This is a genomic window from Verrucomicrobiia bacterium (genome assembly GCA_035495615.1).
GTDB lineage: Bacteria > Omnitrophota > Omnitrophia > Omnitrophales > Aquincolibacteriaceae > DATJFP01.
The window spans coordinates 1-26,516 of the sequence record DATJFP010000098.1 but is presented as its reverse complement, the minus strand read 5'-3'; the positions used below and the strand labels follow the sequence as shown (position 1 = coordinate 26,516).

At 57.8% G+C, this 26,516-nt stretch carries 30 protein-coding genes; 1 reads left to right on the top strand and 29 read right to left on the bottom strand.

What is annotated here, in order from left to right; all coding sequences use genetic code 11:
- Positions 1 to 132 precede the first annotated feature (132 nt).
- The 23 genes from polX to dinB all read right to left on the bottom strand — a co-directional run bounded on the left by polX (position 133) and on the right by dinB (position 19,966).
- The gene (gene polX / locus VL688_12700) at positions 133 to 1,848 is read right to left on the bottom strand and encodes a DNA polymerase/3'-5' exonuclease PolX (GenBank protein HTL48912.1); all 1,716 of its coding nucleotides are present in this window, start codon (positions 1,846 to 1,848) and stop codon (positions 133 to 135) included.
- Between the two features lie 43 nt (positions 1,849 to 1,891).
- A complete protein-coding gene (locus VL688_12695; protein ID HTL48911.1) occupies positions 1,892 to 2,149 on the bottom strand; it encodes a hypothetical protein in 258 nt (85 codons plus the stop codon).
- A gap of 182 nt (positions 2,150 to 2,331) precedes the next feature.
- Positions 2,332 to 3,225, bottom strand: a complete 894-nt coding sequence (locus VL688_12690) for a TlpA disulfide reductase family protein (protein ID HTL48910.1) — start codon at positions 3,223 to 3,225, stop codon at positions 2,332 to 2,334.
- A gap of 1 nt (position 3,226) precedes the next feature.
- Positions 3,227 to 3,844 (bottom strand): hypothetical protein, encoded by a 618-nt coding sequence (locus VL688_12685; protein HTL48909.1) that lies wholly within the window; start codon positions 3,842 to 3,844, stop codon positions 3,227 to 3,229.
- A 165-nt stretch (positions 3,845 to 4,009) separates the two neighbouring features.
- Positions 4,010 to 4,651, bottom strand: a complete 642-nt coding sequence (locus tag VL688_12680) for a carbohydrate binding domain-containing protein (GenBank protein ID HTL48908.1) — start codon at positions 4,649 to 4,651, stop codon at positions 4,010 to 4,012.
- Between the two features lie 145 nt (positions 4,652 to 4,796).
- Positions 4,797 to 5,255 (bottom strand): hypothetical protein, encoded by a 459-nt coding sequence (locus VL688_12675; GenBank protein HTL48907.1) that lies wholly within the window; start codon positions 5,253 to 5,255, stop codon positions 4,797 to 4,799.
- Between the two features lie 33 nt (positions 5,256 to 5,288).
- The gene (locus tag VL688_12670; GenBank protein HTL48906.1) at positions 5,289 to 5,732 is read right to left on the bottom strand and encodes a hypothetical protein; all 444 of its coding nucleotides are present in this window, start codon (positions 5,730 to 5,732) and stop codon (positions 5,289 to 5,291) included.
- 1 nt (position 5,733) lies between these two features.
- Complete coding sequence (locus tag VL688_12665) at positions 5,734 to 6,324, bottom strand: sigma-70 family RNA polymerase sigma factor (GenBank protein ID HTL48905.1); 591 nt, start codon at positions 6,322 to 6,324, stop codon at positions 5,734 to 5,736.
- 177 nt (positions 6,325 to 6,501) lie between these two features.
- Positions 6,502 to 6,912, bottom strand: coding sequence for an exosortase system-associated protein, TIGR04073 family (locus VL688_12660; protein ID HTL48904.1), 411 nt, complete (start codon positions 6,910 to 6,912; stop codon positions 6,502 to 6,504).
- A 50-nt stretch (positions 6,913 to 6,962) separates the two neighbouring features.
- Positions 6,963 to 8,066 (bottom strand): CBS domain-containing protein, encoded by a 1,104-nt coding sequence (locus VL688_12655; protein HTL48903.1) that lies wholly within the window; start codon positions 8,064 to 8,066, stop codon positions 6,963 to 6,965.
- Positions 8,067 to 8,082: 16 nt separating this feature from the next.
- On the bottom strand, positions 8,083 to 9,879 hold the full coding sequence (locus VL688_12650; protein HTL48902.1) for a tetratricopeptide repeat protein: 1,797 nt from the start codon (positions 9,877 to 9,879) through the stop codon (positions 8,083 to 8,085).
- A gap of 133 nt (positions 9,880 to 10,012) precedes the next feature.
- A complete protein-coding gene (locus VL688_12645; GenBank protein ID HTL48901.1) occupies positions 10,013 to 10,270 on the bottom strand; it encodes a hypothetical protein in 258 nt (85 codons plus the stop codon).
- Positions 10,271 to 10,278: 8 nt separating this feature from the next.
- The gene (locus VL688_12640; GenBank protein ID HTL48900.1) at positions 10,279 to 11,727 is read right to left on the bottom strand and encodes a hypothetical protein; all 1,449 of its coding nucleotides are present in this window, start codon (positions 11,725 to 11,727) and stop codon (positions 10,279 to 10,281) included.
- Positions 11,728 to 11,751: 24 nt separating this feature from the next.
- Positions 11,752 to 12,426, bottom strand: a complete 675-nt coding sequence (locus tag VL688_12635) for a hypothetical protein (GenBank protein HTL48899.1) — start codon at positions 12,424 to 12,426, stop codon at positions 11,752 to 11,754.
- Positions 12,423 to 12,803, bottom strand: a complete 381-nt coding sequence (locus VL688_12630) for a prepilin-type N-terminal cleavage/methylation domain-containing protein (protein HTL48898.1) — start codon at positions 12,801 to 12,803, stop codon at positions 12,423 to 12,425. Before VL688_12630 ends, VL688_12635 begins: the two co-directional genes overlap by 4 nt.
- A gap of 189 nt (positions 12,804 to 12,992) precedes the next feature.
- A complete protein-coding gene (locus tag VL688_12625) occupies positions 12,993 to 14,819 on the bottom strand; it encodes a tetratricopeptide repeat protein (protein HTL48897.1) in 1,827 nt (608 codons plus the stop codon).
- A gap of 9 nt (positions 14,820 to 14,828) precedes the next feature.
- The gene (locus VL688_12620; protein HTL48896.1) at positions 14,829 to 15,125 is read right to left on the bottom strand and encodes a DUF503 domain-containing protein; all 297 of its coding nucleotides are present in this window, start codon (positions 15,123 to 15,125) and stop codon (positions 14,829 to 14,831) included.
- Positions 15,126 to 16,235: a GDSL-type esterase/lipase family protein gene (locus VL688_12615; protein ID HTL48895.1), complete on the bottom strand. Its 1,110-nt coding sequence runs from the start codon at positions 16,233 to 16,235 to the stop codon at positions 15,126 to 15,128.
- Positions 16,236 to 16,313: 78 nt separating this feature from the next.
- Entirely contained in the window at positions 16,314 to 17,030 is a 717-nt protein-coding gene (locus VL688_12610; GenBank protein ID HTL48894.1) for a chlorite dismutase family protein, read from the bottom strand.
- 1 nt (position 17,031) lies between these two features.
- The gene (locus VL688_12605) at positions 17,032 to 17,274 is read right to left on the bottom strand and encodes a hypothetical protein (GenBank protein ID HTL48893.1); all 243 of its coding nucleotides are present in this window, start codon (positions 17,272 to 17,274) and stop codon (positions 17,032 to 17,034) included.
- Positions 17,275 to 17,288: 14 nt separating this feature from the next.
- Positions 17,289 to 17,840, bottom strand: coding sequence for an oligoribonuclease (orn, locus tag VL688_12600; protein HTL48892.1), 552 nt, complete (start codon positions 17,838 to 17,840; stop codon positions 17,289 to 17,291).
- Between the two features lie 69 nt (positions 17,841 to 17,909).
- Positions 17,910 to 18,842 carry a toxin-antitoxin system YwqK family antitoxin gene (locus VL688_12595; protein ID HTL48891.1) on the bottom strand — a complete coding sequence of 311 codons (933 nt, stop codon included), beginning with the start codon at positions 18,840 to 18,842 and terminating at the stop codon, positions 17,910 to 17,912.
- Complete coding sequence (gene dinB, locus VL688_12590; protein HTL48890.1) at positions 18,839 to 19,966, bottom strand: DNA polymerase IV; 1,128 nt, start codon at positions 19,964 to 19,966, stop codon at positions 18,839 to 18,841. The genes VL688_12595 and dinB overlap by 4 nt, the downstream gene beginning before the upstream one ends.
- Before the next feature lie 87 nt (positions 19,967 to 20,053).
- Between dinB and VL688_12585 the strand changes: the two genes are divergently transcribed.
- A complete protein-coding gene (locus VL688_12585; protein HTL48889.1) occupies positions 20,054 to 20,488 on the top strand; it encodes a hypothetical protein in 435 nt (144 codons plus the stop codon).
- A 64-nt stretch (positions 20,489 to 20,552) separates the two neighbouring features.
- Here the strand turns inward: VL688_12585 and VL688_12580 are convergent, their stop codons facing one another.
- From VL688_12580 to VL688_12555, 6 genes are all read right to left on the bottom strand, one after another.
- The gene (locus VL688_12580; protein ID HTL48888.1) at positions 20,553 to 22,283 is read right to left on the bottom strand and encodes a proline--tRNA ligase; all 1,731 of its coding nucleotides are present in this window, start codon (positions 22,281 to 22,283) and stop codon (positions 20,553 to 20,555) included.
- Positions 22,284 to 22,363: 80 nt separating this feature from the next.
- Positions 22,364 to 23,470 carry an RIP metalloprotease RseP gene (rseP, locus tag VL688_12575; GenBank protein HTL48887.1) on the bottom strand — a complete coding sequence of 369 codons (1,107 nt, stop codon included), beginning with the start codon at positions 23,468 to 23,470 and terminating at the stop codon, positions 22,364 to 22,366.
- On the bottom strand, positions 23,467 to 24,738 hold the full coding sequence (locus VL688_12570; GenBank protein ID HTL48886.1) for a 1-deoxy-D-xylulose-5-phosphate reductoisomerase: 1,272 nt from the start codon (positions 24,736 to 24,738) through the stop codon (positions 23,467 to 23,469). Before VL688_12570 ends, rseP begins: the two co-directional genes overlap by 4 nt.
- Positions 24,739 to 24,740: 2 nt before the next feature.
- Positions 24,741 to 25,568 (bottom strand): phosphatidate cytidylyltransferase, encoded by an 828-nt coding sequence (locus VL688_12565; GenBank protein ID HTL48885.1) that lies wholly within the window; start codon positions 25,566 to 25,568, stop codon positions 24,741 to 24,743.
- The gene (locus tag VL688_12560) at positions 25,537 to 26,277 is read right to left on the bottom strand and encodes an isoprenyl transferase (protein HTL48884.1); all 741 of its coding nucleotides are present in this window, start codon (positions 26,275 to 26,277) and stop codon (positions 25,537 to 25,539) included. The genes VL688_12565 and VL688_12560 overlap by 32 nt, the downstream gene beginning before the upstream one ends.
- Positions 26,274 to 26,516, bottom strand: a 243-nt coding sequence (locus VL688_12555; protein ID HTL48883.1) for an adenylosuccinate synthetase, incomplete at its 5' end; no start/stop codon positions are given. The genes VL688_12560 and VL688_12555, both read right to left, overlap by 4 nt.

Below are 26,516 nucleotides of genomic sequence, written 5' to 3'. Positions count from 1 at the left end.
GTGGACAAAAAACCTTCTAGAGGAATGGGAAGAAAATTATTTTTATCAGAAGTTTCCATTGGCGCATTATAAACGCAGACGAAGAGAGGAACAATAACGGGAAGGCTGTTTCGGTAAAAGCTCTTTTTAAAACTATTTCCGGACTTTGAGGTATTTTTCCATTTGCGCGAGCGGCAGGGTGTTGAGGACGTCTTTTTTCTGGAGCCAGGCCTTGCGCGCCATGGCGACGCCGTAGCGAATGGACTTTAGGCCTTCGACCGAATGCGCGTCCGGATGAATGCCAAGGCGCAATCCTTTTTCGCGGGCGTGATAACACAGGCGCCAGTCAAGATCGAGGCGGTTGGGGTCGGCGTTTAACTCGATGGACGCGCCGGTTTTTTGGCTGGCTTCGAAGATGCGGCCCATGTCCACGGTGTAGCCTACCCTTTTCAGCAGGAGACGCCCCGTGATGTGGCCGACCCAGGTGAGGTATTTATTTTCCATGGCGCGGACGATGCGGTTGGTCATTTCTTTTTCCGGCATGGTGAAGCGGCTGTGCACGGAGCCGATCACGAAATCGAAACCCTTCAGCACGTCCTCCGGATAATCCAGGCTGCCGTCCTGCAGGATGTCCGACTCGATGCCTTTGAAGATACGGATCTTGAAATCTTTTTGCAGCTTGTCGATTTCTTTCCACTGCTTGTACACGCGCTCGACTTCCAGGCCGCCCGCATAGGCGGCCGAGCGGCTGTGGTCCGAGATGCCCACGTATTCCAGGCCCATGCGCTCGGCGGCTTCGATCATTTTGCGCAGCGGCGCGGCGCCGTCGCTGTAATCCGAATGCACGTGAAAAACGCCGCGCAGGTCTTTTTCTTCCACGAGCCCGGGAAATTTTCCTTTGGCCGCGAGCTCGATTTCTCCCATGTTTTCGCGCGCTTCCGGCGGAATGTACGAAAGGCCCACGGCCTTGAAGATGTCGCTTTCGTCTTTGCACGGGATCAGTTTCTCACCGCGGAAAAGGCCGTACTCGTTGATCTTGATTTTCTTTTTCTTGGCCAGCGTGCGCACAGCCACGTTGTGCTCTTTGGAGCCGGTGAAATAATAAAGCGCGGCCGCGAACTGGCTTTCGGTGACGGTACGCAGATCGCAGTTGATGCCCATGCGCAGCGTCACCGTGGTTTTGGTCGTGCCCTGCGCGACGACAGTCCGGACGCCCGGGTATTTGACGAAGGCGGCGTGCACGGCCTCGGGCTTGTCCGCGGCGACGAGGATGTCGATGTCGCGCACGATTTCTTTGCGGCGGCGCAGGCTGCCGGCGACCTGGATCCTGCGGATGCCGGGAGTTTTCTTCAGATACGACACGAAATTTTCCGCGGCTTCTTCGGCATCGATGTGGAGGAAAAGGCCGGTGGTTTGCCGGAGGCGTTCGATGCCCTGCAGGAGCTTCGTCTGTGTTTTTTCGCCGAAACCGTCCAGGTCTTTCAGCTTTCCCTTTTTGCAGGCCTCGGTCAGCTTCTTCACGGAATCAATGCCGAGCTTGTCGTAGAGGATTTTAGCGCGCTTGGCTCCGAGGCCCGGGATGCGGAGCATTTCGAAGATGCCGTCCGGGAAGCCTTTGCGAAGCTCTTCGTAGTCCGAGCATTTGCCGGTCGTGTGGCATTCGCGCACAATCCGCGCGATGTGGCCTTTGCCGATGCCTTTCAGGGATTCGAGCTCTTTTTCCGCGCAGAGCGCGGCGAGATCGCTGGGACAGCCTTCGAGCACGCGCGCGGCATTCTGGAAGGCCCGGGTCTTGAAGACGTTTTCATTGCGGAGCTCGAGCAGGACCGCGATCCGCTCCAGCATGTCAATAACAGCGTTTTTATCCATCGGCATGAAGAACATTATACGCCGGAAAACGAATCCGGAAAAATCAGGATTTCAGGAACATCAGGTAGGAATGAAGGCCGCCGGAAACGTTGTAAGAGCGGAGGATGTGTTCCGCTGGGCTGAATCCGTGCTTATCGACGTAGGCCTCGATGACTTGCAGGAGCTGGTCCTCGCCGGGCCGTCCCCAAAGGCTGAGCAGCGTGTCGGAAAAACCGAAGATCATGGCCTGCGAGACTTCCCCTTCCACCCAATATTTTTGCGCGTCCGCGCCTCTGTCGAGTTTTTTGATTTTCAATGCCATGCGGCCCCTGGATTTAATAAAGAATTATGGATATCGTTAACTTTTACATATTAAGCGAAGGGGGGGGTATTACCAAGGCATCTTGGGGCGGGATTTTACTTTCAGGGATTCCCTGACGGCTCGATCAATTTATAGCATTCCCCCTGAGGAAAAACCTGGGGCGGTGGAGTGAGAAAAAAAACTTAGAGACTCTTGATGGCTTTTTCGAGCTCGTCATGCCAGCTGCCGGTGGTCATGGCGCGCTGGTCCGCGGAGATGAGAAAAAAAGAGGGGGTGGCATTGACGCCGTAGCGGCGGGCGTTTTCGTTGTCCCAGGCTTTGCCTTCGAAGAGCACCGGGAATCCGAGTTTGTGCTCGGCAACGTATTCCTGCACTTTTTCTTTTTCCGTATCGAGGCTCACCGAAAGGAACTCGATGCCTTTGGGCTGGAATTTTTTGAAGAGCTTGTTGATGTCGCCGATGTCCTTGCGGCAGGCCGGGCACCACGTGGCCCAGAAATAAAGGACGAGCGGCCTGCCTTCGTATTTGGAAAGATCATGCGCGACGCCGTTCAGGTCCGTGCCGCTGAATTCCGGAACTTTGATTTCGGCGGCGGGCTTGCCGGAAATGCGGTCCAGCGTCTGGCGAAGGTCCTTGCTCCAGCTTCCCTTGCCCATGAGGTTTCCGTCCGGCGAAATGAGCGCGTAGGTCGGCGTGGCATTGACTTCGTACGCGTGCACGATGTCGTTCTTCCATCCCTTGCCGTCGAACAGGACGGGAAACGCAAGACCTTCGCTGGCCACGTACTCTTTGAGTTTGTTCAGATCTTCGTCGAGGCTCACGCTCACGAAACCGATTTTGTCTTTGTAATCCGTGTAGACCTTGCTGACCTCTTTGACGTCCCTGCGGCAGGCCGGGCACCACGTGGCCCAGAAATAAAGGACGAGCGGCTTGCCCTGGTATTGGGCGAGCGACTGGGGCGCGCCCTGGATGTCGGTGCCGGAAAAATCCGGCGCTTTCATGGACGCGCGGCCGGCGGAAGGAAGCGCGAGGCCAAGGGCGAGGAGCATAAGAAAGAAATTTTTCATCGGTTTCATTTTAAAGGTTCTGCTCCGTCCCCTGTTTGGCCTGCTTGGACTGCGCGTAATATTTGAGCTGGCCGCGCACCGCCGGCGAATTGATCATGGCTTTCTGCATTTGATCGAGCGCGTCGTTCACGGCGCTGACCACGGCGTCCTGGGGACCCAGGTTGTTGGAAAACTGCGGGTCCACGTTCACGTAGCCTTCGCCGCGGAAGGATTCCTGCCAGAGAACTTTGCCGCCGGGGCTTTTCATGGCCACCGCGATCGTGGTTTCCGAGCGGTAGCTGTCGGCTTCATTATAAATGTCGTTGGCGAGATCCAGCATTTTCACTTCGAAGACGGCCGGGACGTCGGGTTCGGACATTTCGATGCCGGCTTCGTTCTTCTGCGTCTGCACGTCCGCGAAGAGTTCCTTGAAGGTGCCTTCGACAAGCATCGGAAAGACGTGCTGGCTGTGGAAATTCTGCAGGTCGCCGACGTCATAACCCGAGCGCGGAGCCTGGTACATGTTGTAACTGTCGTCGACCGAGAGGATGACTTTCTGTTTGAATTCCGGAGGGACGTCGAGCTTGCCCGAGATCGTGGCGCAGCCCTGGAACGCTAAGACAAAAACGAGAAGAAGAGTCCGTTTCATGCAGTGAATGCTAAATCCAAAAAGGGTAAATGTCTAGAGGTGGTTTCATAAGGACACCTCCTCTCCCTTACCCTCTCCCCCTTCAAGGGGGCGAGGGGATGAGGCAAAAAAAAGCGGCGGATCCTGGAGGACCCGCCGCTTCCGCGTTTCGAATTGCGAAACTCCTTATTCCTTCGACATCGTCACCTGGTCGATCAGAATGGTGCCGCTCTTGGGATTGGAGTTGATGTCGTCGAAGACCACCACGAATTCATTCATGGAGGCCCAGTCGGTGATGCGGCGGAACTTTTCAAACGGGACCGAAATCTTCTGCCACTGATCCGTGATGCCGCTGACGACATACGGAGAGGGCTTGTTGGTCATGTCTTTGAGTTCCAGCTTCACGCGCTTGGAGAAATTGCCGCTGCCCTTGATGTAGAAGTTAAGGGTGTTGTAGGCAGTGGCGTCTTCACCGTTGAGTTTCATCCAGAAACCGTTATAAGCCGGATTCGGGGAATCAACGTCGTAATCCAGGCGGATCGCGTAACCGGAAGGATCGCCGAGGGCGTCATCCGGTTCGAAGGACATCTGCGTGCCCTGCGTTTCGTCGTTGGGGTCTTTGTCCCAAGCGCCGAAATCGCCGCCGAGATTGTTGGGCTTGTCGCCGGTATCGAAATCTGCGATGACGATCTCTTTGCCGCCCGAGGCGCCGCCGGCAGCGGGAGCGGGGGCAGGCGCTTTTGCGTCCTCAGCCCGCACAGGAGAGGCCGGGATTAGGAGCGCAATCGCCAGGATTGCCATGATCGAAAGTGAAAACTTCGTCTTCATTGGAAAGTACTCCTTTCGTTAACACCTTTTTAAATCATATCCTTAAATATCAGAAAAAAAGAGAAACGGCTGTTTGCCGTTTCTCTCTCCCTTGCGACAAATAAGGCCAAAGTTACGGACGAAACCGGGGTTTATTCTATTCATTTTAAAAGCCCATTTCTATAACAATTATTAGGTCACGCATGTCCGCCCGAGGCCCCCCGAGGAGGAAAACACCGGGTTTCATAAGGGAAATGATGGTATCGACGTAGTCTTTGCCGCCTTTCCTTATAACCGCCCTCATGATGCAGCGGCCTTCCTCGCAGTTTTTGAGGGTCAGCTCCAGCTCATAGTCCCCCGGGACGGCCACGGTTTTGGGTTTATTGAACTCGACCGTATCCTTGACCTCGCCCGACTGGACGTAGGAGCTGTACGAAAACATCTTTTTCAGCTGCTCGTTGTACTTGGGATTGGCAACGGTATTGGCCGTGCCTTCGTTGGACGCGACGATGAACGTGAGGTCCACGTTCTCGACGTTCTGGGCCGGAGAGATGCCGGGATGCGCCGTCAGCACGGCCATGAAAAACAAAGTGCCCCAAACGGTTTCAGGTCGGATCCCTCTCATAATCTTCTCCCTTTCCTTATCCAACTGGAACTATCACCCGCCCTGAACAATGTCCGTGCGGGGAATCACCCAGATGATGGTGACCGGTGAATTGTCGATCGTCTTCTGAAAAACAACGGGTATGCCCGTATCGCTGGAAACGCGCTCGACCGAGACGCGGTGCGCCATCGGGTCTTCCGCCGGGACGGCCTCCGCCGCGGGAGCGGCCGCGGACGCTTGTTCCGCCGCGACCCTGGCGGTTTGTTCGGGAGCCGCGGGCAGGGGCGCGCTCAAGGGCCATACGCGCATGAGGAGCAGCGCGCAAAAAGCAAAGGCGCCGGCCGGGACTAAGAGCTCGGGACGGAACACAAAGGCCGGAGCTTCCTCGAAATGACGCGCGATGAAAAGCCGCTTTTCCTCCGCGAGGTCCACTTCGCGCAGGTCACGGGTCATCATTTCCTTATAGAGTTTGCTGACCGGCTGGTTTTCGTTTTCCATATCAGTGCATCACTTCTCTGGGATTGACGCCCATCTTCTGCAAAACTTCGCCCAGTTTTTTGCGGGCGTAATGGATCCGGGACATCACGGTTCCCAGTTCGATATTCAACGTCTCGGCGATTTCATCATAGCTCAGGCCCTGCCATTCGCGGAGGACCAGGATGGCGCGATGGTCGGGAGAAAGCAGCTGCACGGCCTTCCTCACCAGGTCCCGCAGCTCGCCCTTGGAAACTTCTTCGCGCGGGCCCGCCGACGCATCGGGAATAATGACCGGGGCCTCGCCCTCTTCGTCGGACACGTCGGTCGCGTCCAGCGAGATCTGCGGCTTCAGGCGCCGGGCCTGGTCGATGGCCGCGTTCATGGCCACCCGGTAAAGCCAGGTCTTGAACTTGGAGTCGCCCTTGAAGCCCGCCAGGTCGCGGTAGGCCTTCAGGAAAACATCCTGGGCCGAATCGCGGGCCGCTTCCCGGTTGTGTAAGACGCCGTACGAAACGGCATAAATCATTTCGTAATATTTGCTTACCAGCTTGCCGAAAGCGCCCCTGTCTCCCTGGCGCGACTTGCTGACAAGCTCGAAATCCGGATCATCCATGAAGATAGCTCGCTTTTTGACGTTCCTAAGGCGGGATTTATTCTAATGGAAGAAGGAAAAGAAACAAGGACGAATTGGGAAGGAATGGGGCAATTTGCTTCTTTTGTCATTCTGAGGCTGCAGGCCGAAGAATCTCTAAAGAACAGATCCTTCGCTTTGCTCAGGATGACACAAAGGTCAATCGACCTGGTATTCGTTGAGGCGTTCCCGAGGAATGATGCTTTCCGGCTCGATAATGGGCCAGTAGCCGCCTCCCGGATTTTCAAAGGGAAAGGTCACAACTTCGTAGGCCCCGGCAAGAAGGCGCGCCGCGAAATAAAAAACGCCCCGCAGGCTGCCGCCGAAGATGGCGACAGGCCAGGAATTCCCTTCGTGAATCATGCGGGCGGGCTGGTACACGACTTCCGCCCATCCGAGCAGGATGTTGTTGGCCCCGCGTCCGAGCTTGCGCCATTTGGTGTAATCGGCCTGGGGGTGGTCGAGCCAGGGCGTCTTGAAATCTTCCCGGCTGACGGGAGGGCTTGCGGCCGAGAGAAGGACGGCCATCAGGACAAGAAAGGCGGCTTTTTTCAGAGAAGACGGTGTCATCACCTGGAAATTATCGGCCTCGGAGTGTAAATCTTCATCTTCCGGGGGACTTAACCCGAGAAGAGCTTGGCGAGCGTGACGCCGATGCGGTTGGTGAGGCCGAGCTGCTCGAAGTTCTGGGCGAAAATCGATTTGAAGATGAGCAGCGCGCAGATGCCGGTTTCCGCGTCGGTCTTCAGGCAGTTCCGGACTTTGGGCGTGTCGCCCATGAGGTAGTCGACGTTGAATTCAAATTTGTCGCTGGTGTCGCTGTTGATCGAGCTCAGGGCATTCTGGTCCGAGGGATGCTCGATGTAATCGGTCGTGCGCGTGTACAATTCGCGCGCGCTGCGCCCGATCTGCGCGTCATGGGTATGGAGGACCTCGAGCATGTTGCGCACCTCGAATTCGTCGGTGCGGCGCTCGACCAGCTCCTTTCGGTCGCGCGTTTGCAGCCAGGCCAGCGCGCTGCGCGGGTTCTTGGAAAAGTAATATCCCTGGAGCGCGTCCTCGATGCAGGTCCTCATGACCTTGTAGGCGTCGGTGATCATCGCGGTCATGGCCAGCCGGCTCGCGTGAAGGTACGAGGCGTGCGCGCGTGACAGGAACAGCACCGAGAAAAGCTCGGACTGCTTGTTTTCCAGGTTGAAGCAGGCCACGCGGAAAATGGAATCGATTTCGCGGATCCTCGCGTACATGATGTCGACATAGGATTTCTGGTCTTCGGAAGCCAGGAGGGCGTGCGTGAATTTCAAGATGTCGATCTGCGACACGATGCCGATGAGCCGGCGGTCTCCGTCGATGACGGGCAGCGCGCCGAATTTGCGGGCGGCCATGATCTCGACCGCGTTCGCGATACTGTTTTCTTTGGTGAGCGCGATCGGGTTCGGCACCATGATCTGTTTCAGAACGAAGCTGTCGAGCTCGGCCTTGTCGTAGACGTCCCCTTGCGGGGTCTTGCGCGGTTTGGCCACGCGCAGAAAGTCGCGCTGCGAAACCATGCCGACGAGTTTGCCCGCGCTGTCGACGATCGGGATGTGGCGGATGGAATGCATGCGGAAAAGTTCTTCGACTTTGCTGAAAGGCTCGTCTTCTTTGAGGCTCATGACCTTCGAGATCATGATCTCGGAAACCGAGGAATGTTTCTTCCGTGATGTCTGTTCCTGCTCGGGCATGACTTCCCCTGGGGTTTTAGCCGCCTTCTGAAAAGCTAACGGATACCTGCTGGTTTTGCAATTCCTGGATCATTTTATCGACCTGGACGAGCAGCTCCTTGGCCTTGCCGTTCTGGGGGTCCATGCCCAAAAGGTTCTGGAGGGCCTGCCGGGCGCTGACCGGCTCCCCCTTGGAAATGTAGGCCAGGGCAATGCCCATGTGGGCGTCCTTGTTGCTCCAGTCCTCGGAAATGGCGCTCATGAATTCGGTTACGGCAAGGTCCGCGCGCTGGAGCTGAAGGTACAGATGCCCGCTGTTGCTGTGCAGGCGCGAACTTTTCTTGCTGTCTTTGACGTAGCGCAGCCCCTCCTGGAAGACTGAAACGGCCTTTTCCAGCTCGTTTTTCTTAACGAGCGCCATCCCCAGGATGCCGTAGGTTTCCGCGTCTTCCTTATCCTGCTGCAGGACCTGCACGAATTCCGAAATGGCCGCGTCCCACTCGCCGATTTCGAAAAAGATCTGGCCCATCTTCTGATGGCAGACCAGGGAAGGATTCATGGCGCAGGCCGCGGAAAAATATTTCGTCGCCTCCTCGCGGTTGCCCGCGGCCCACAGGCCCATGCCCATGCCGCCGTAGATGTCGACAAGAAGCGTGTCGTCTTCGAGATCTTTTTTGCCCCCGGCCTTGCGGTCCTGGATGATCTTCAGCGCCTTCTGATAATATTGAAGCGAGCCCGCCGAGTCGCCTTTCATGTACGACGCGGTCCCGAGATGCGTGAGGATTTGCGCGTTGTTGGGCGACTCCTTCAGGGCTTTTTGCAGCGCGTTTTCCGCGGCCGCGACTTGCCCGCTCTTCAACTGGACGATCGCAAGCCCCACCTTGATGTCGAGATTGTCCGGGTCGAGCGCGAGCGCTTTCGTCCAGGCGTAGCCCGCCCCTTCCATGTTGCCCTGGCGGAAATAAATCTTCGCGAGCGCGTCGTAGGCCTTGGCTTTAGGGACCTGCTGGCCCGCGCTGCCGAGCCGGGCAATCGCGGCCGTCAGATTTTTCTCCGCGGCGTCAGACTTTCCCATGTTGAGGTAAAGCACGCCGAGATTGTAAAAAGCGCGTCCGTTGTCGGGCTCCATCTTGACCAGCCTTTCCAGCGCATTCGCGGCTTCCGCGTACTGCCCGAGCTGCAGGTAGAAATTAGCCAGCGCGTAATAGAAATCCGTGCTTTGCGCGCCGCTGTTCATGTCCATGTACGTGTCCAGCAGCTGCTGGATGATACCGGGGTCCAGGCTCTCCATGCCGCGCTGGAAATTCATGTTTCGGATCGCGGAGACAATGTCGTGATTTTTCTTGTCGAACGTGGTCGGGATCTGGCGGTCCACGTACGAGCACATGATCGTGTCCTCGCGGCTGGTGTGGACCGCGCCGAACAAATGCCCCATCTCATGGACCAGAATCGTCTCTTCCTGCACGCGGAAAAGAGGATGGTTGGGATAGCGCAGGACCATGAAGCCGGAAAAGGGGCGCGTTTTCCCGAGGACGTGCAGGTCCTTGAGGTTCATCGAACCGGAGATGTCGTCGAGGCGCGTGAGCCCGATCATCATGTCGGTTTTTTTCGAGCCGAGCGTGTAGCGGGCCATGAGGTCGTCGAGTAGCAGCGACATGTCGGCCGCTTCCGCCGGCGGATCCCAGTCGAAAAAGACCGCCTCTTTTAATTTGATGCGGAATTCCCTCTCGAAAATCGAGGACGCATATTTGAGGCGCTTTTTGAAAGTCCCCTTCCAGTCCGGAGTCGCTTTGAAAGAGGGAGTGACGGCCACGCCGACGGTCATTTCCCGCATGGGCACGGGCGCTGCCGGGGCCGGACCCGCGTGCAAAAACAAAAAGAAAAGGAGGGTTCCTCCTCCTATCCGCGCTTTTTTGCCTGCGAGTTTTTGGAGCATCCTGGATTCCTGGTTGTTGGCCCGGCCCTTCTCAGTCGGTTGCCGGGGTCATCAATTCACGTTCGTCTTTACTGAGCTGCTTGATTTCGTCCGGCGATTCCTGAAAAGAAATTTGCGGCTGCGATTGCCAATCCGGAACCGCCGGGGGCAGGTTTTGTTCGAGAACAGGGAGCTCCTCCGACTGTTGTTGCGGAACGGCCGGAGGAGAGGGCGGCGCTTTCTTGGAGCACCCTGGCAACAAAAGCGCCGTCAAAAGAACCATAAACACAAAGACAGAAGAACGCGCCATGCCGATCCTCACGTTTCACGAACCGTCCTGAGATCCGGGACGACCGGGATGCCGGGAGGACGGTAATATTTCAGATTTTGATCATACGCATACACGCGGTCATCGTAAGAAGAAAGATTCGTGGAACCGTTGATGATGCGGTTACCGTAAAGCCTCAGCTGGACTTTGGAAGAAGGATCGTAAGTCCCGGTCATGTTGTAATCCGCGTCAAAAGCCACGGAAGAATTCGAAGTGTTTTCACCGTAGAGAATGCCGCTGACGGAAACGGTGTTGGGATAAAAGAACAGCTTGTCTTTGGCCAGCAGCGCGGCGGAATGGGTCGCGTCCGCATAATTCTGTCCGCTTTTGTAACGGAAATTGCCGGTGATCATGATGTCGTCCGAAGCCGCGATGCTCACGCGCCCCTGAATTTCGCCCCGCACATAGGCATCGCCGTTCACGTAGACGATGGCCGAGTCCGGCAGGTTGTAGGTTGCCTTGACCGTACCGTAGGTGCTGCTGGTGTATTCCACGACGCGGGAATAGCTCTGTCCGGAAACGGGCTGGAATTCGAGATACCGGTTTCCCGCGGTCGAAAAGGCGCCGACGTTGTTGTGGCTCTGGTAAAAAGCAAGATTCATGGCCGTCAGAGTATCCTTGGCCTTCGCATCGTTGCCTCCGCTGTCGGTCAGATCGTGATAGTCCCCATAATCATTATTGTTGATGACGCCGTCGCCGTTGCGATCCGTATCGTCCGCGAAGCCGTCGCCCACCACCATGCCGCCGGTCACGCCGCTGTTGGTCACCTGGCCCGCGCCGTTTTGGGCGAAATTCTGGCCGTAGGTGTCGCCGTGGACCTGGGAAGAGGCGTTGCCGGCAATGCCGCCTTCGGCGAGCACGTCGCCGTACAGGTCCACGTTGGTGCCGTTCGCGTCCCAATTGCCCGTGAAATACATCATGGTCCTGTCGTCCGGATTGCCCGAAACTCCCTGGGGATCGACGCCGTTGGAGCTGCCATATTGCGCATTGTCTCCCGAGGCAAATGTCGTGGCGTTCGCGTAGACCAGATATTTCGAAAGATTGGAATCGAGGAAGATGCGGCCTTCGAGATTCCGCGTAAAGCCGTTGACCGTGCCTGTCGCCTGAACAATGACCCAATCGGCCTGGTTCGGGTACTGAATGTTCGCCGTAAAACTCCCCACCGTAACCCCGCTGACGTCCTGGAAGGACGGCCAATTGATCGCAGCGGTGTTGATGAATCCCGTGTAGGCGTTTTGAGAAACCTGGAACATGGCCCGCTGCAGTCCGGCTTCCGCGGCGGCCAGGCTTTGCAGGCGCGAAATCTCATTGTCCACGTGCCGTCTTTCCCAGAAAGCGCGTCCGACCGCGGCCGCCGAAAGAATGGTGATGAAGGCGCTGGTCGCATACACCGTGATGAGCGCGATGCCTTTTTGGTTTCTCAAAGTTGAAAGGATCATGGGATCCTCCTGAAAAAAAGAATTTTAATTCACTGCGTTTCTCAGCAGTGTCGTGCTCGTAAAGGTCTCGTTGAAAGTCCGTCCGGCGCCGCTTTGCCCCATGTTGTTCGTGGCGCGGAGCGTGACCGTCATGGTCAGCGTCTCATTGCTGTTCTTCACCGCCTGGAAAGTCTGGACGTTGTTGGCGACAACTTGCGGGGTCTGCCCGGCCGCGGGCGCGAAAGCGGCGTCCGACACCTGGCGTATCAACTGGTTGGTGTTGTTGACCGAATAGCAAACCCAGTCGTTCAGCAGGCCGTTGGTCGTCTGGCCCGCCTGTGAGTAGGCACCCCACTCCACCTGCGGGTTCATGCTGCCGTTGACGGCATCGCCGTCGTTATCGAAATCCACGGGAATTTGGAAGCAGACCGTGCTGTTGCCGCCCGCCCCGGCGGCAATGTTCAGATGGCTGGGAGTGAGGTTCGGGCTGGTCTGGCTGATTTCACGGCTGATGTAACGCAGGGTCTGCATCGAGCTTTGTGTCAGCAGGGCGTAAGCGCTGGTGTTGTAAAAGATGCGCTGGCTCATCACGATGACGGAGGCCACCGAAGCGAAAACAATCACCATGAACGCGGTAACCATCATGAGCTCGAGCAGAGTGAATCCCCGCTCGTCTTTATTTCTCCGTTTGTCACGGCGCCCGTTCACGGTTTCCATCATAACCTCCACCGCATCGTCGAGATCGTAAAAACGGCCGGCAGATTCTTGGGATTCCTCCAGGTGACCCGCACCGTGACGGTCGCGATATTGGCCGCAGCCACGTTCGCGGGATTGGTTAGAATCTGGACGTTACCCGCCGGCAAATCCGGAGACAAATAGGTATTTCCATTAAGGGCAGGGACGTTCGCAAGGGGCGTATTTTTGATGGCTTCCAAAGTCGCGCGCGCGGTGTTCGCCGCAAGCAGCCGGTTGCGGGCTTCCATGGCCATGAAATGGGCCTCGGTCAGCACGCGAAACGAAGTCAGCACCACCAGAGAAAGGATGGCCATGCTGACGACCAATTCCAGGAATGTGAATCCGCGCTGTCTTGCCCTCATACACACCCTCCGTCCAACTAAAAGCTAGCACGCAAACTAACAATTAACAACAGACCTAACATAACTAACAGGGTGCGTACGGAGGTTCCTAAAAGGCCGCTGTGGGACACTGCTACCCTTTCATTTGCAAAGGGTTATAATAATTATCGAATTTTGAAAAAGAGGGGTGAAGCAGCGGCGGGAAGAGGCTTAAGAAGGGAGTTTTCCGGCTTTTTTCTGGATCTTTTTGGCTTCGCTTTGCTTGCCCATTTCATTGAGGCTGGCGGCATAGTTTTCGAGGGCGGTTTTCAAAGCGCCGGAGGCCGCGGGCCCCTGCGCCTCCAAAAGGGCGATGGTCTTTTGGAAATACGGCCTTGCCTGCTCGTTTTTCTGCCAGTTGTGATAAAGCAGCGCCAGGTTGTGCGAGACGACCGCTTCCAGATAAGGATTTTTCCGCCCCGCCTCTTCGAGGCTGGTGAGCGCTTCCAGGTACAGGACCTCGGCCTCCTGATATTCCTGCCGCTGGCGCAGATTTTCCGCCAGCTCGTTGAGAACGCGGACCCTTTCCGGATTGCCTTTGTCGTAAACCTTCGTGTAAATCTGGAGCGCCCTCGCGATCAACGGTTCGGCGTCGGTAAAATTGCCCTGGAGCGTATCGATTTCGGCAAGATGGATGAGCGCCGATGCGACGGACGGATGATTGGCCCCGAAAACCGTCTGGTCGATTTTCATCGCCTGTTTGTAAAGGCTTTCCGCTTTCATGTAATCGCCTTCATGCTCGTAAAAGCTGCCGAGATTGATCAGGAGCAGCGCCACTTCCGGATGCTCCTCCCCGTAAATGGTTTTTGAAATCTCGAGCGCGGATTCGTAATAGCCCCGCGCCTGTTCGGCATTGCCAAGCAGGTCTTCGACGCTTGCGAGGTTCACCAGCGACTGCGCCACCTGCGGGTGTTCTTTGCCGAACACGGCCTCCCGGATTTCCAGCGCCTGCGTGTAGTTTTTCCGCGCGGCCTCATAATCTTCCAGGGCTTCATAAATCGCCCCGATGTTATTCAGCGACTGCGCCACGGCAGGATGCCTTTCACCCAAAGTCTTCACGCGGATCTCGAGCGCCTTCTCGTGATACGCAAGCGCGTCCTGGTAATTCCCCATCGCGTCCTCGACGAGCCCGAGATTGTTGTAATCCCGCGCAAGGTCGGGATGGCTTTCCCCAAACGTCTTGATGTCGATGGCATGCGCTTTCACGAGCAGCTCTTTAGCCTGGGCGTAGCGGCCCTGCACCCGGTAAATGTCCGCGAGCGTGTTGAGCGAAGACGCGACGTCGGGGTGATCGTCACCGTAGATTTTCTTGCGCACGGCAATGGCCTTTTCGGCCAGCGATTCAGCTTCGCCATAGCGGGCCTTGGCCACGTACAGCTTGGCGAGATTGTCCATGTCGGTCGCCACGTTCGGGTGGTTTTCGCCGAGCGCATGGGAATCGATCAGGAGCGCATGCTCGTACAGCGGCTCCGCCTCTTCGTATTTTCCCTGGATGCTGTAAAGGTGCGCAAGGTTGTTCATCGACGTCGCGAGGTTCGGATGGTTCGGGCCGCGGATTTTTTCTTCGATAGCCATGGCCTTTTTATAATAATCCTCGGCTTCCTTATATTTACCGACCGAGTGATACAGCAGCGCGAGGTTGTTCAGCGACTGCGCCACGTCCGGATGCTCGGGGCCGAGCACGTCCTGACGGATTTTCAGCGCGCGCTTGTTGAGCGGCTCCGCGCCCGCGTAATCGCCCTGCGCGTAATGGATCATGGCAAGCTGATTGAGCGTCTCCGCGACTTTCGGGTCGTTTTCGCCGAAGGCTTCTTCCGCGGCGGCAAGCGCCTGCGTCGCGGCCTGCGCGGCCTCCGGGTAGGCGCCGTTCTGGTAGAGGCGGATCACCTGATCCTCAAGCTGCGACCACTGGGCGGAATCGGCACGGCAAACGGGGACGAGGGCAAGGACAAGGAGGGCTGACAAACACCAGGTTTTTGCGCTAAAACTGATGTTCATAGCTTCTCATCAGAGAAATTCGATTTGGTGCTGGATCAGTTGGATGTCATGCACGTTGTTGAAGAAGGATAAAATACTTTGAAGGCATTGGTCAAGATATGTTTTATCCGCGCCGACCACGCAGGCCGCGAGGACCGAGCGCTGCCATTTGTCCCTTTCCCCGATCTCGGCGACGGAGACGTTGAATTGGGAGCGCAGCCTGTCTTTGATGCTTTTCAAGACGCTCCGCTTGGACTTCAGGGAACCTGAAAGCGGGATAAAAATTTCGACGTAAAGCACGCCGATATGGGCGGTTTCAAGCGACATTTAGGACGATCCCCACTCCCGGGGAACAAGATTTTCCGCTTCGAGAAAATCCGCGAGCGCTCCGGCCACGACGGCATTTCCTTTTTCGGAAAAATGCCAGACATCATGCGGGTGATACCGGTGCCGTCCCATGTAAAGCGACGGGCCGCCCTTTTCCCTTAGCGCGGGAAGCGGGTCCCAGCACGCAATCTGGTTTTGACGGCAGAATTCGAGAAAAACAGTTTCCGGATGAAAGGGATAGCCCGGTTCGGTCTGGTAGGAGAGGGGCAGGACCAGCACGACGAGCCGTCCGCCTTTTTCCTTCACGGCTTTGTCCAGCCGGATCAGCTGGCCGCCCAGCCATTGCCATTCTTTGGAATCCGGGCGCGTGAGCGAAAGGAGCGTCGCGTCCGTGTCGTCGTCGGCCACGTACACGGGCCAGTTCTTTCCGGCCGCGGGCTCAAAGCGTTTATCCCGGGCAAGGGCCACGGTTTTGCGCGTTTCCCAGAAACGGTAAAGCGCGGCATGCTCCAAAAATCGCGGCAGCCCGCCGCGGCCGTAAAACCGCGGAGCTACTTCGAGCCGGTGCCGCTCGGGATCCGGAAAAGCTTCCTGAGGAAGATTCCGGAAATAGCCTTCCCGGTCATGCCAGTGAAGCGTGGGATCGGTAATGTCGTTCGGGCAAAATCCCAGCAGCACGAGATCCGGCGCGAATGAAGCGCCGAGGGCCTGATAAAATCCAGCTTCGTTGTAGGTGCTGTACCCGTTGACGCCCGCATTCATGACTTCCAGCCGCGGATGATTTTCTTTCAGGACCCGTTCGAGCTGCTTGGGGAAAGATTTTTCGGCGGGAACGAAAAGCCCGTAGGTCACCGAATCTCCCAGCGCGAGGATGCGGAAAGTGCCCGCGGGTTTTGGAATTTCGAAAACGCGGTCACGCAGGCCCTGCGGGCTGATCTCCGGATGCGCGGGATTCAAGCGGTACGCATAGGGCTGGTCCGCTTCCACCAGGTTGAGCGCGACCGGTTCCGGCGGAGGCTCGACGAAAAACCGGAGTCCGGCTTCCGCAAGACCGAATGCGAATAACAGCGAGAAAAACAGCAGGAGGAATTTTTTCAGCGCGGGAGACATTCCCCTCTCCCTACCCCTCTCCCCGCTTGCGGGGAGAGGGAAGGGTGAGGGGTTTCATCTGTGCAGAGTCCGTACTGCTCATGCCCGCCGCGCACTTTGCCAGACGGCCTTGCCGACGAAAAAAGGCCCGAGGGACTGGATGTATTTGGCGGTCTGCTGGGTCTTGCGCATGTCCTGGACGATTTTGGAAAGCGGGAAAAGTTCGCGGCCGACGAGTCCGATCACGAATTCATTGTCCGCGCGGTCCAGGCCGTAGCAGGCCAGGCGGATGTCGTGGGCGTAATCCGCCCTTCCGTAGGCCATGCCGATTTTGGCGTGTTCGTAGAGGATCTTCCCCTGCTCTTCCCTGGGCAGCAGCTCGAATTCGGAACGCCGGCGCAGCGGATACCAGATGGCCCACGGCCATTCGGGATTGAGCGCGTTGCGCCGCGGCTTCTCGAAGAGCCAGTCTTTTAAATCGGTTTCGCGGCCCAGCGCGTAGGTGCGCCCGAACATCGTGAGCTCGGGCTTCGGCGTGAGCGGAGCGAACGGCGCGGCCGCGAGGAGCGGCCGGATCTCACGGATAAAAAAATCCGGATTTTCGTTCATGAACAGCAGGCCCACGCCGCGCGGATCGTTGAGGTCTTCGTACAGCACGGCTTCGAGCCCGCGCGCTTCCAGAGCTTTCCTCAGCGCCTGCGTGTCCGCCGCGCCGCCGAAAGCAAGAAACTGCATGTAGAGCCGCTGGTCGCTGGTCTGCGGCGCCAGGCCCTTTTCCGAAATGTCGAGGGTCTCTTCGTTCACTTTGGCTTCCATGTCAGCCTCCCACCTGGCCCTGGACAAGCTGCTTGATGACTTCCATCAACTCAGGGTCCTGCATCATGACTGCGAATTTGGGATGGGACTTCATTTTATCGAGGTTCTTGGATTGGGCGATCTGCTGAAACTCCGGATCCTGCAGGAGCGCCTGCACCTTCGGGTTCATGATAAAGGCCTGGAACTTTTTATCTTTCATGAGCCGCTGCACCAGCTTGAGCTGCTCTCCCATATTTCCAAACATAAAATGCCTCAGCTTTAGGGTTTTACAAAATAGGTTTTACGGTAAAACCGCAGTTCTTCGATCGACTCGCGAATGTCGTCGAGCGCGCGGTGCGAATCGGACTTTTTGGGAAGGTCTTTGTTCTTCGGATACCAGCGGTCGATCAGCCCCTTGATCGTGCTCACGTCCAAGTGCCGGTAATGCAGGTACGCATTCAGGCGCGGCATGTATTTGATGACGAAGCGCCGGTCGTGATGGATGGAGTTGCCGCACAGCGGCGACTTTCCCGGCACGCAGTAGTCCTTGAGGAACGCGAGCGTCTTTTTCTCCGCGGCCGCCGGAGTGATCTTGGATTTCTTGACCTGGTCCACGAGCCCGGACTTGGTGTGCTGGTTCGTGTTCCACTCATCCATGGCCTTCAGATATTTGGCGGGCTGATGGAGGACCAGGCTCGGGCCCTCGGCCAGGATGTTGAGGTCGCTGTCCGTGACGATGGTCGCCATCTCAATGATGACTTCCTTCTCGGGATTGAGTCCCGTCATCTCCATGTCCAGCCAGACCAGATTGTTTTTATTCTGCTTTTTCATAAAATTTGGGCGTGAATTGAAAAATTTACCATAATTTGAGGGCGGTGTAAAAGGAAGTCTTGGACGATTTCAGGCGTTGGCGGGCTCGGTCTTGGCCTGCGAATAGCCTTTGGGAACACCGGCCAGAATGCCGTGCTCGTAACTCATCTCAAGCCACAGCGTTCCGTCCGGATAATAATACCGGGCAACACCCTGGCGAAGGCCGTTGACGTACTGGGCTTCTTCGAGCAGCACGCCCTCCGCGCTGTAAGCTTTCGCGGTTCCCTGCGCCGCTCCCTCTTTATACGGGACTTCCTGCTGCAGCCTGCCCTTGCGGTCGAACCAGCGCCCCGGCCCTTCCAGCATGCCCGCCTTCGCCTGCCAGACGCCGCTTTGCGTCCCATCCGCGTAGAACGCGATAAGCGTTTCAGTCTGCGCCGCATCTTCGACGGCCTTCAAGGCCGAGGCAACGCGTTCCCCGTTTTCCGAATAAAAAACAGGGTCCTGCGGTTCACCTTCCTCGTAGGAGATTTCACTGCGCGTTTTTTTTCCGGGATAATACTCGCGGGCCACGCCCGCGGGAATCCCGCGGGAATAAGACATCTCTTCGGTCAGATTGCCCGATTCGTCGTACTCGCGCCACGGCCCCTCCATCGCGCCTTTCACGAAATTCATTTCGAGCCGCGGATTTCCGTCCTCGTAGTAAAGCTCAGCCGCTCCGGTCAAAAGCCCGTCTTTGAAAATCCACGAAGAGCTCAAGCGGCCGGTTTTATAAAAAGTCTTGAAGGTGCGGTTACGGTTTTTGGCGTTCAGCTCCTGCTGGTTTGCCGAGCCGCTTCCCACGGGGCCGGACGAAGCGCTCTGCGAGAAGCCGTCTTCCCTGCCCTTGGCGTCCGTTTCCCCGCCCGCCTGGATCTCCTGCGGGTTCGCGGGATGCCGGCGCTTGGAAGTCACGATCGTGATGCCGATGAAAAGCGCGACGCAGGCATAGCCGGCCGCGATCAGGATAAAAAATTTTCTCACGCCGCTCCTCCGCGCCAGCCGAAAAGGTCAGGCGTAAAAGAGCCTTTGAATTCGTCCGCGGGCCTGAGGCCGGAAATGCCGAGCCCCAGAAGGCGCACGGGCTTTTTTCCCGCCTGGGTTTTGCCTTCCAGGAGCCGGGCCGCGACCTCGAAAATTTCCTGCCAATCTTCAGGCGGCTGTTTCAGGGTGAAAGAGCGCGTGATGCTTTCGAAGTCGTGGTATTTGACCTTGAGCACGACGGTGAGCCCCATCCTGTCGCTGGCTTTCAGGTGCTCGAACACCTCGCGCGCATAAACGGCAAGGTGCTCCTTCATCGCTTCCACGTCGCGCGTGTCTTTGTCGAACGTCTCTTCGGTGCTCGATTGTTTGGGTTCCCCGTAAGGCTCGACTTCGCGGTCATCCCGCCCCTGCGCCCGCCGCTGCAAGTCGGGTCCCCATTTCCCGAGCGCCGACCGCAGCTTCGCCGCATCCGCGTCCGCGAGGTCCGCGCAGGTCTTGAATCCCAGGCTTTCCAGCTGACGCTCCGTCACCGGCCCGACCCCCGGAATTTTGCGCACGGAAAGGGGACGGAGAAACGCGGCTTCGGTGCCGGGCTCGATCACGGTGAGCCCATCGGGCTTGTTGAAATCCGAAGCAATCTTGGCCAGGAACATGTTCACGGCGACGCCTGCCGAGGCCGTAAGATGCGTGGCCGCGTGAATGTTCTGTTTGATGAGCGTGGCGATCATGCAAGGGTCTTCCAGCTTAAACCGGTGCTCGGTAACGTCCAGGTACGCCTCGTCGAGGGAAACGCTCTCGACCCTTTCCGTGTGCTGCCTCAGGATGGCCATGACCTGCCGCGAGGCTTCGCGGTAGACTTCGAAGCGGGGCGGAAGGAAAATCGCCTGAGGGCACAGGCGGTAGGCCTGGGCCGCGGGCATGGCCGAACGCACCCCGAAAGGCCGCGCTTCGTAGGAACAGGTGCTGACGACGCCGCGCGACTTCGGGCTGCCGCCCACGATCACGGGCTTTCCTTTATATTGGGGAAAGTCGCGCTGCTCGATCGCGGCGTAAAAAGCATCCATGTCCACGTGGATGATCTTTTTCGGCCACTTGATTTTTGGCTTTTTTTTATTATCATTCATGTTGATGGCCCAACGGCAAGAGTGTCAAACGGTCACTAGCATAATGCCGGCTCCTCCCGCAGGCAAGAACGCATCTCCCCGAGGACTATGAAAAAACTGATCCTGATTACCGCCGCGGTCTTCCTGGCAGGATGCACTTCCGGCGACAACAACCTCTACAAAGAGGAGCAGCGCCAGGAGCTGACGCGCCAGGCCGACATCATCGTCTCCGCGGTTTACATGAAAATATTCAAGGCGGAAAAATCCCAGCAGATCGACGTGATCGAAGGCCGCAAAGGCTTCACGCACCAGATCGAAAAAGGCGTGGTCTTCAAGACGAAGCAAGTCCTGAAAGGCCAGTACGAGAAACGGCAATTCGCGATCGGCGTGGAGATTCCCAAAATGGCTTTCGGCATCAGCCCCGACGAGTATCCAGGCCAGAAGAAATACACGTTTTACATGATCCTGGACAAAGAAAACAACAAGGAAAGACTGATCGGGGCGGAGTGGGAAACGCCGAAATATACCGTGACTAAATCTTAGTCAAAAATGGATTCCCCTCTCCTTTATCCTCTCCACTGAGGGGAGAGGGAAGGGTGAGGGGGGATTAGGCGCGGCTTGCGCCAGTTGTAGCGGGAAGGTCAGCCTTGGCCAAAGCCTGCCTGATGTCGAATCCCTCGAGAGGAACAAGCTCCGAAGCGCCTGTCGCCCGGTACTTGATTTCGATCTTCCCTTCCGCAAGCCCTCTTTCCCCTAAAACCAGATGGACTGGAATTCCGACAAGGTCCGCGTCCTTGAATTTCACGCCCGCGCGCTCGTCGCGGTCGTCGTACAGCACGTCGATCCCGGCCTGGCTCAAATCCCGGTAGAGTTTTTCCGCGGCGTCTTTGATCTTGGGTTCTTTCTCGTTGAGCGTGATGAGGATCACCTGATAAGGCGCGATCGAAAGCGGCCACTTGATGCCTTTGTCGTCATGATGTTCCTCGATCGCGGCGGCCAGGATGCGATTCACGCCGATGCCGTAGCAGCCCATGATGATGGGCTTGCGGTCGCCCTTTTCATCCAGATAAACCGCCTGCAGCGCGTCGGAATAACGCGTGCCGAGCTTGAAGATGTGTCCGATTTCCATGGTGGTCAGGAGTTTCAGCGGGGTTCCGTCCGTCGACAGATCCCCGTCTTTGACGAACCGGATGTCGCCCATGCCGGCCGGCTTGAAGTCACGGCCGAGGCGGATATTCTTCACGTGCTTGTCTTTCTCGTTCGCGCCGGTCACGTAATCCACGCCTTCCACAATGTCCCAATCCGCGTAAGCGGGAATTTTCAATCCGGCGGGCCCGGCAAATCCCACGGGCGCTCCGGTAGAGTTGCGGATTTCTTCGCTCGTCGCCTGGCGCAATTTCGAAACGCCGAGCATTTTGCGCAGCTTCACTTCGTTGACGTCGCTGCTGCCGGTCACAAGCGCGGCCACGGGTTTTTCGTCCGCCATGAAAATCATGGTCTTGATCATCTGCTCGGCCTTGAGCTTGTAGCGGTGCGTGATTTCGTCGATCGTGCGGAGGTTCGGCGTGTCGAAGACTTCGGGCTTGGAGTCGCCCGCCGCGGCTTTGGCGGCCTGCGAAGGCTGGCTGCGCTGCGCGATTTCCACGCTGGCCATGTAGCCCTTGTCCGACAAGGCAACCTTGTCTTCGCCGTACGGGCATACGACCATGAATTCCTGGCTCATCTTGCCGCCCATCATGCCCGTGTCCGCGTGCACGATGTGGAACGAAAGGCCGCAGCGCGTGAAGATGCGGCGGTAGGCTTCAGCCATTTTCTGGTAATGCCTGTCGAGGCCGGCGTCGTCGCGGTCAAAGCTGTACGCGTCCTTCATGATGAATTCTTTGGTGCGGATCACGCCGTAACGCGGGCGCGCCTCGTCGCGGAATTTCGTCTGGATCTGGAAGAGATTAAAAGGAAGGTCGCGGAAGGACTTCACGTTGTTGGCGACGAGGTCCGTGATGACTTCTTCGTGCGTGGGCCCGAGCACGAATTCATGTCCCGCGCGGTTCTTGAAGGCGAGCTTGTCTTCGCCGAGCGAATCGTAACGGCCGGTCTTTTTCCAAAGCTCGGCCGGATGCAGCGCGGGAAGCAGCAGTTCCTGCGCGCCCGCGCGCACCATTTCCTCGCGCACGATCTCGATGATTTTGCGCAGCGACAGGAATCCGAGCGGAAGGTAGCTGTAAACACCGGAAGCGAGCTGGCGGACAAGGCCCGCGCGCAAGGCCAGCTTGTGGCTCGCGGCCTCGGCGTCTTTGGGCACGTCGCGCAGGGTTGGAATCAGGCTTTCAGTCCACTTCATGAGTTTTCTCGTTTTGATCCTGCGCCTCCTCTCCCTGGCCCTCTCCTCCTCAAGGAGGAGAGGATGGTGAGGAGGTGCGTCTAGGGTTTTATGAAAATGCCGCGGATCTTGTCGAAGGCATCGATGTTGGCCAAGTCGTTGTAAATCAGAAAAACCATCAGGGCCAGCAGCAGGGCAAAGCCCACCTGCGTGACGCGCTCCTGCACGACGAGGCTCACTTTTTTGCGGCGCACGCCTTCGATGAGGAGGAAGAGCAGATGGCCGCCGTCGAGCGCGGGAACGGGCAGGAGGTTGATGACGGCCAGCGAAATGCTGAGCGTGGCCATGAGCTGGAGGACGTAAGGAAGCCCGAGCTTGGCCGCGTCGCCCGTCATGGAAATGATGCCCACCGGGCCGGAAATGGCCTTCATGGAAATTTTTCCGAGGATCAGGTAAAAAATCGATTTGTGCGTCATCTTGGTCAGGAACCAGGTGGTTTCGGCCGAATGCCGGTACGCTTCCAGGAACGGATAGCGTTCGAACTGGTTGGCTTCGGGGCTCGGCGTGATGCCGATGCGCTTGACCTTGACCGGCTTGCCGAAAATGTCCGGCACGGTTTCTTCTTTGGGCGTGACGTTGATGTCAACAGGCGCTTCCCCGCCGCGCTCGACCTGGAGCGTGATCTCCGGGCCCGGGATCTTTTCGAACGCGCCGGTCATCTGCGTCCACGTGGACACGGGCTCATGGTTCACCGCGACGATCTTGTCCCCTTTCAAGAGGCCGCTTGCCTGCGCCGGATAGCCTTCCACGAATCCGCCGATGGTCGTTCCCGGGACCGGGCGCCCCATCATGAAGATGAGTCCGAACAGCACGAAGGCGAGCAGGTAATTCATGAGCACGCCCGCGCACACGATGAAAATGCGTTTGGGCAGCGCCGCCGCGAGGTAATCGCCGGCCTTGGGACCGCTTTCCGGCAGCTCGCTGTAAGATTCGCCCGCGGGCTTCACGTACCCGCCGAGCGGGAAAAGCGAGAGCACGTACCAGGTGTTCTTCCTCTGCACGCGCAGGATCTCGGGGCCGAAGCCGATCGAAAACTTTTCCACGTTCACGCCGCTCAGGCGGCAGGCGACAAAATGGCCGAATTCGTGGATCGTGATGAGAACGCCCAGAACAAGAAGCGTGGGAACGACCGAAACCAGGAAATTCATAGAAGGCCCTTTGCGGTTTCCCGGGCCCAGTCATCGGCCTGCAGGAGGCCGGACAGGTCCGGGTTTTTGATGACCGTGTGGCGGTTCATGACCTTTTCGATGGTCTTTGCGATATCCAGAAAACCGATCTTGAAATTGAGAAAAGCCTCGACCGCCACTTCATTGGCGGCGTTCAGCACCGCGGGCATGCTGCCTCCGGCCGCGCTCGCGCGGTAACCCAGATCCAGGCACGGAAAACGTTTGCGGTCCGGCTTCTCGAAGTGGAACGTCCCCAGCTGTGCGAGGTCCAGCTCGGGCAAATGATTTTCCAGGCGTTCGGGATAGCTCAGCGCGTATTGAATCGGAAGGCGCATGTCCGTAATGCCCAGGTGCGCGAGATGCGAGCCGTCCACGAATTCGACGAGCGCGTGCACGATGGCTTCGGGATGGATGAGCACTTCCACTTTGCCCGCGTCCATTTCGAAGAGGTTCGCGGCCTCGATGACTTCCAGGCCTTTGTTCATGAGCGTCGCGGAATCGATGGTGATCTTCGGCCCCATTTTCCATTTCGGATGGCGGAGCGCTTCGGCCGGGGTCACGCCGGCAAGCGATCCTTTGCGCGCGCGGAACGGGCCGCCGGAAGAAGTCAGCACCAGCTTTTTGATGCCGCGCCGGGCGTGGCCTTCGAGGCATTGCCAGAGCCCGGAATGCTCGCTGTCGATGGGAAAGACCGGCACGCCGAGGCTGCGGGCCTCGCGCACGAGAAGCGATCCGGCCATGACGAGCGGCTCTTTGTTGGCGATCGCGATTTCCTTGCGGGCGCGCAGCGCCGAGAAAATCGGGATAAGCCCCACGGCGCCCACCATCGCGAAAATGACTTCGTCCACGCCGGCCAGCGTGCTGGCTTCTGTGAGGCCGTCGATGCCGCTCACCACGCGGATGCGGTGGCGCTTTAATTTTTGTTCGGCGCGCGCGGCCGCGGCAGGATCGAACAGGCAGACCATTTCCGGGCGGCATTCGAGCGCCTGCTCGACCAGGATTTCGTCGTTCTTCTTGGCCGCGAGGACACGGACTTTGAATTTTTCGGGATGCGTGCGGACGATCTTGAGGGTGTTGACTCCGACCGAACCGGTGGAGCCCATGATGGCGATGTTTTTCGGCCAGCGGCGCGTCTTCGGGGCAAGCTCGCGGCTTTCGGCGTATTTCATGGCCTGGGAGCGTGCAGCCTTGGCGGCAGCGCGTGCCTTGCCTTTTTCGATGGATTGCAGTTTTTCGAGAAGCGCCGACATCGTCAGGCCCCGATGAAGATGACCACGTAATAGTAAACGAAAGGAATCGTGAGCAGCAGGCTGTCCAGCACGTCGAGCACGCCGCCGAGCCCGGGAATCTGACCGGAATCTTTTACGCCTGCGTCGCGCTTGATCAGGCTTTCGGCGAGATCGCCGATCTGGCAGATCGAGCCTGTCAGCATGCCGAGAAGAAGCAGATGGCCCAGGCCCACGTGCGGCAGGAACGCCTTGGAGCAGAGGGACAGGATGACAGACGCGATGAATCCGCCGATCGCGCCTTCCACGGATTTATTGGGGCTCACGTGCTCGAGCAGCTTGGCCTTGCCAAAACGGGTGCCCGTAAAATAAGCGGCCGCGTCCCCGCCCTTGACGATGAGCGGAACGTAAAACGTCCAGCGCGCGCCGTAAGGCAGCAGGCGCATTTCGATCAGGTGCGCGAGAAACCACGCGATGTACACAAGGCCGAACAGGCTGACCGCGCTACTGATGAGCGCCTGGCTCAGCATGGGGCGGCGGAAGTTCATCATGAAAATGAAAAGGCACGCGAGCACCAGCACGAACGGGCCCGTCTTGTTGAACGCGGCAAGCGGCAGGAGGAACGCGAACAGGAAAAGAAGCGGACGGCTGACGTCGACCTGCTTGCGCTGGGTCAGCGAGAAAAACTCGTTCATGCTGAGCAGGACGAGGGCTTCGACGACGAGCGCGAACAGCCACATGGGAGCGAGGAAAATGGTGGAGACGCTGATCGTGACAAAGAACGCCGAAGAGACCAGGCGTTTCGCAAGTTGGCTTTTGGGATCACCGGGTTTCAACTGGATGTGTTCGGCCAAAGCGCCGCTCCCTTTTTTGATATTCCGTGATCGCTTTCAGGAATTCTTCCCGCGTGAATTCCGGCCAGCAGGTTTCCGTGATGTAGATCTCCGCGTAAGAAATCTGCCACAACAAAAAATTGCTGATCCTCATTTCCCCGCTCGTCCGCACGAGAAGGTCGGGGTCGGGAATTCCCGCGGTATAAAGGCGGTCGGACACGGCGTCTTCAGTGATGGCGGCCGGGTCCAGCCTTCCGGCCGCGGCCTCTTCGGCAATGCGGCGGCAGGCTTCGGTAATTTCAAAACGCGACGAGTAGCTGAAAGCGAACGTGACCGTCAGGCCCGTGTTGGAGCGCGTCTCCCGGATGTTGCGCGCGATTTTTTCGCGGACTTCCAAGGGCATGTCGTCCAGATTGCCGATGGCGTTGAAGACGATGTTGTTTTTCTGAAGCTCCGGCAGCTTCCGGTCAAGGTACGTGGACAAAAGCTGCATGAGAAACGCGACTTCCTCGCGCGGCCGCTGCCAGTTCTCCTTGGAAAAAGCGTAAAGCGTCAGGTACTTGACGCCGGCTTCCTGGGCCGCGCGCATGACCTCTTCCAGCCGGTCCGCGCCAATGCGGTGGCCTTCGATGCGGGGCAGGCCGCGGCGCTTCGCCCACCGCCCGTTGCCGTCCATGATGATCGCGACGTGACGGGGGATGTTTTTGTAGTCCGCGCTTTGCTCGTTCATAGGAAGACCGTTTGAGTCCTCTTGCTTCCCACGGAAACCATCTTGATCGGGGTCTCGAGCAGCGTCTCGAGCCGCTTCAGGTATTTCTTGGCATTCGCGGGAAAATCTTTCCAGCGCTTCACCGCGGTGAGATCTTCCTGCCAGCCTTTCATGGTTTCGTAAACGGGAACGCAGCGCGAAAAATCGCACGAAGAAGGCGGGAAATCCTTATAGGTCTTGCCATCGAGGCGGTACGCCAC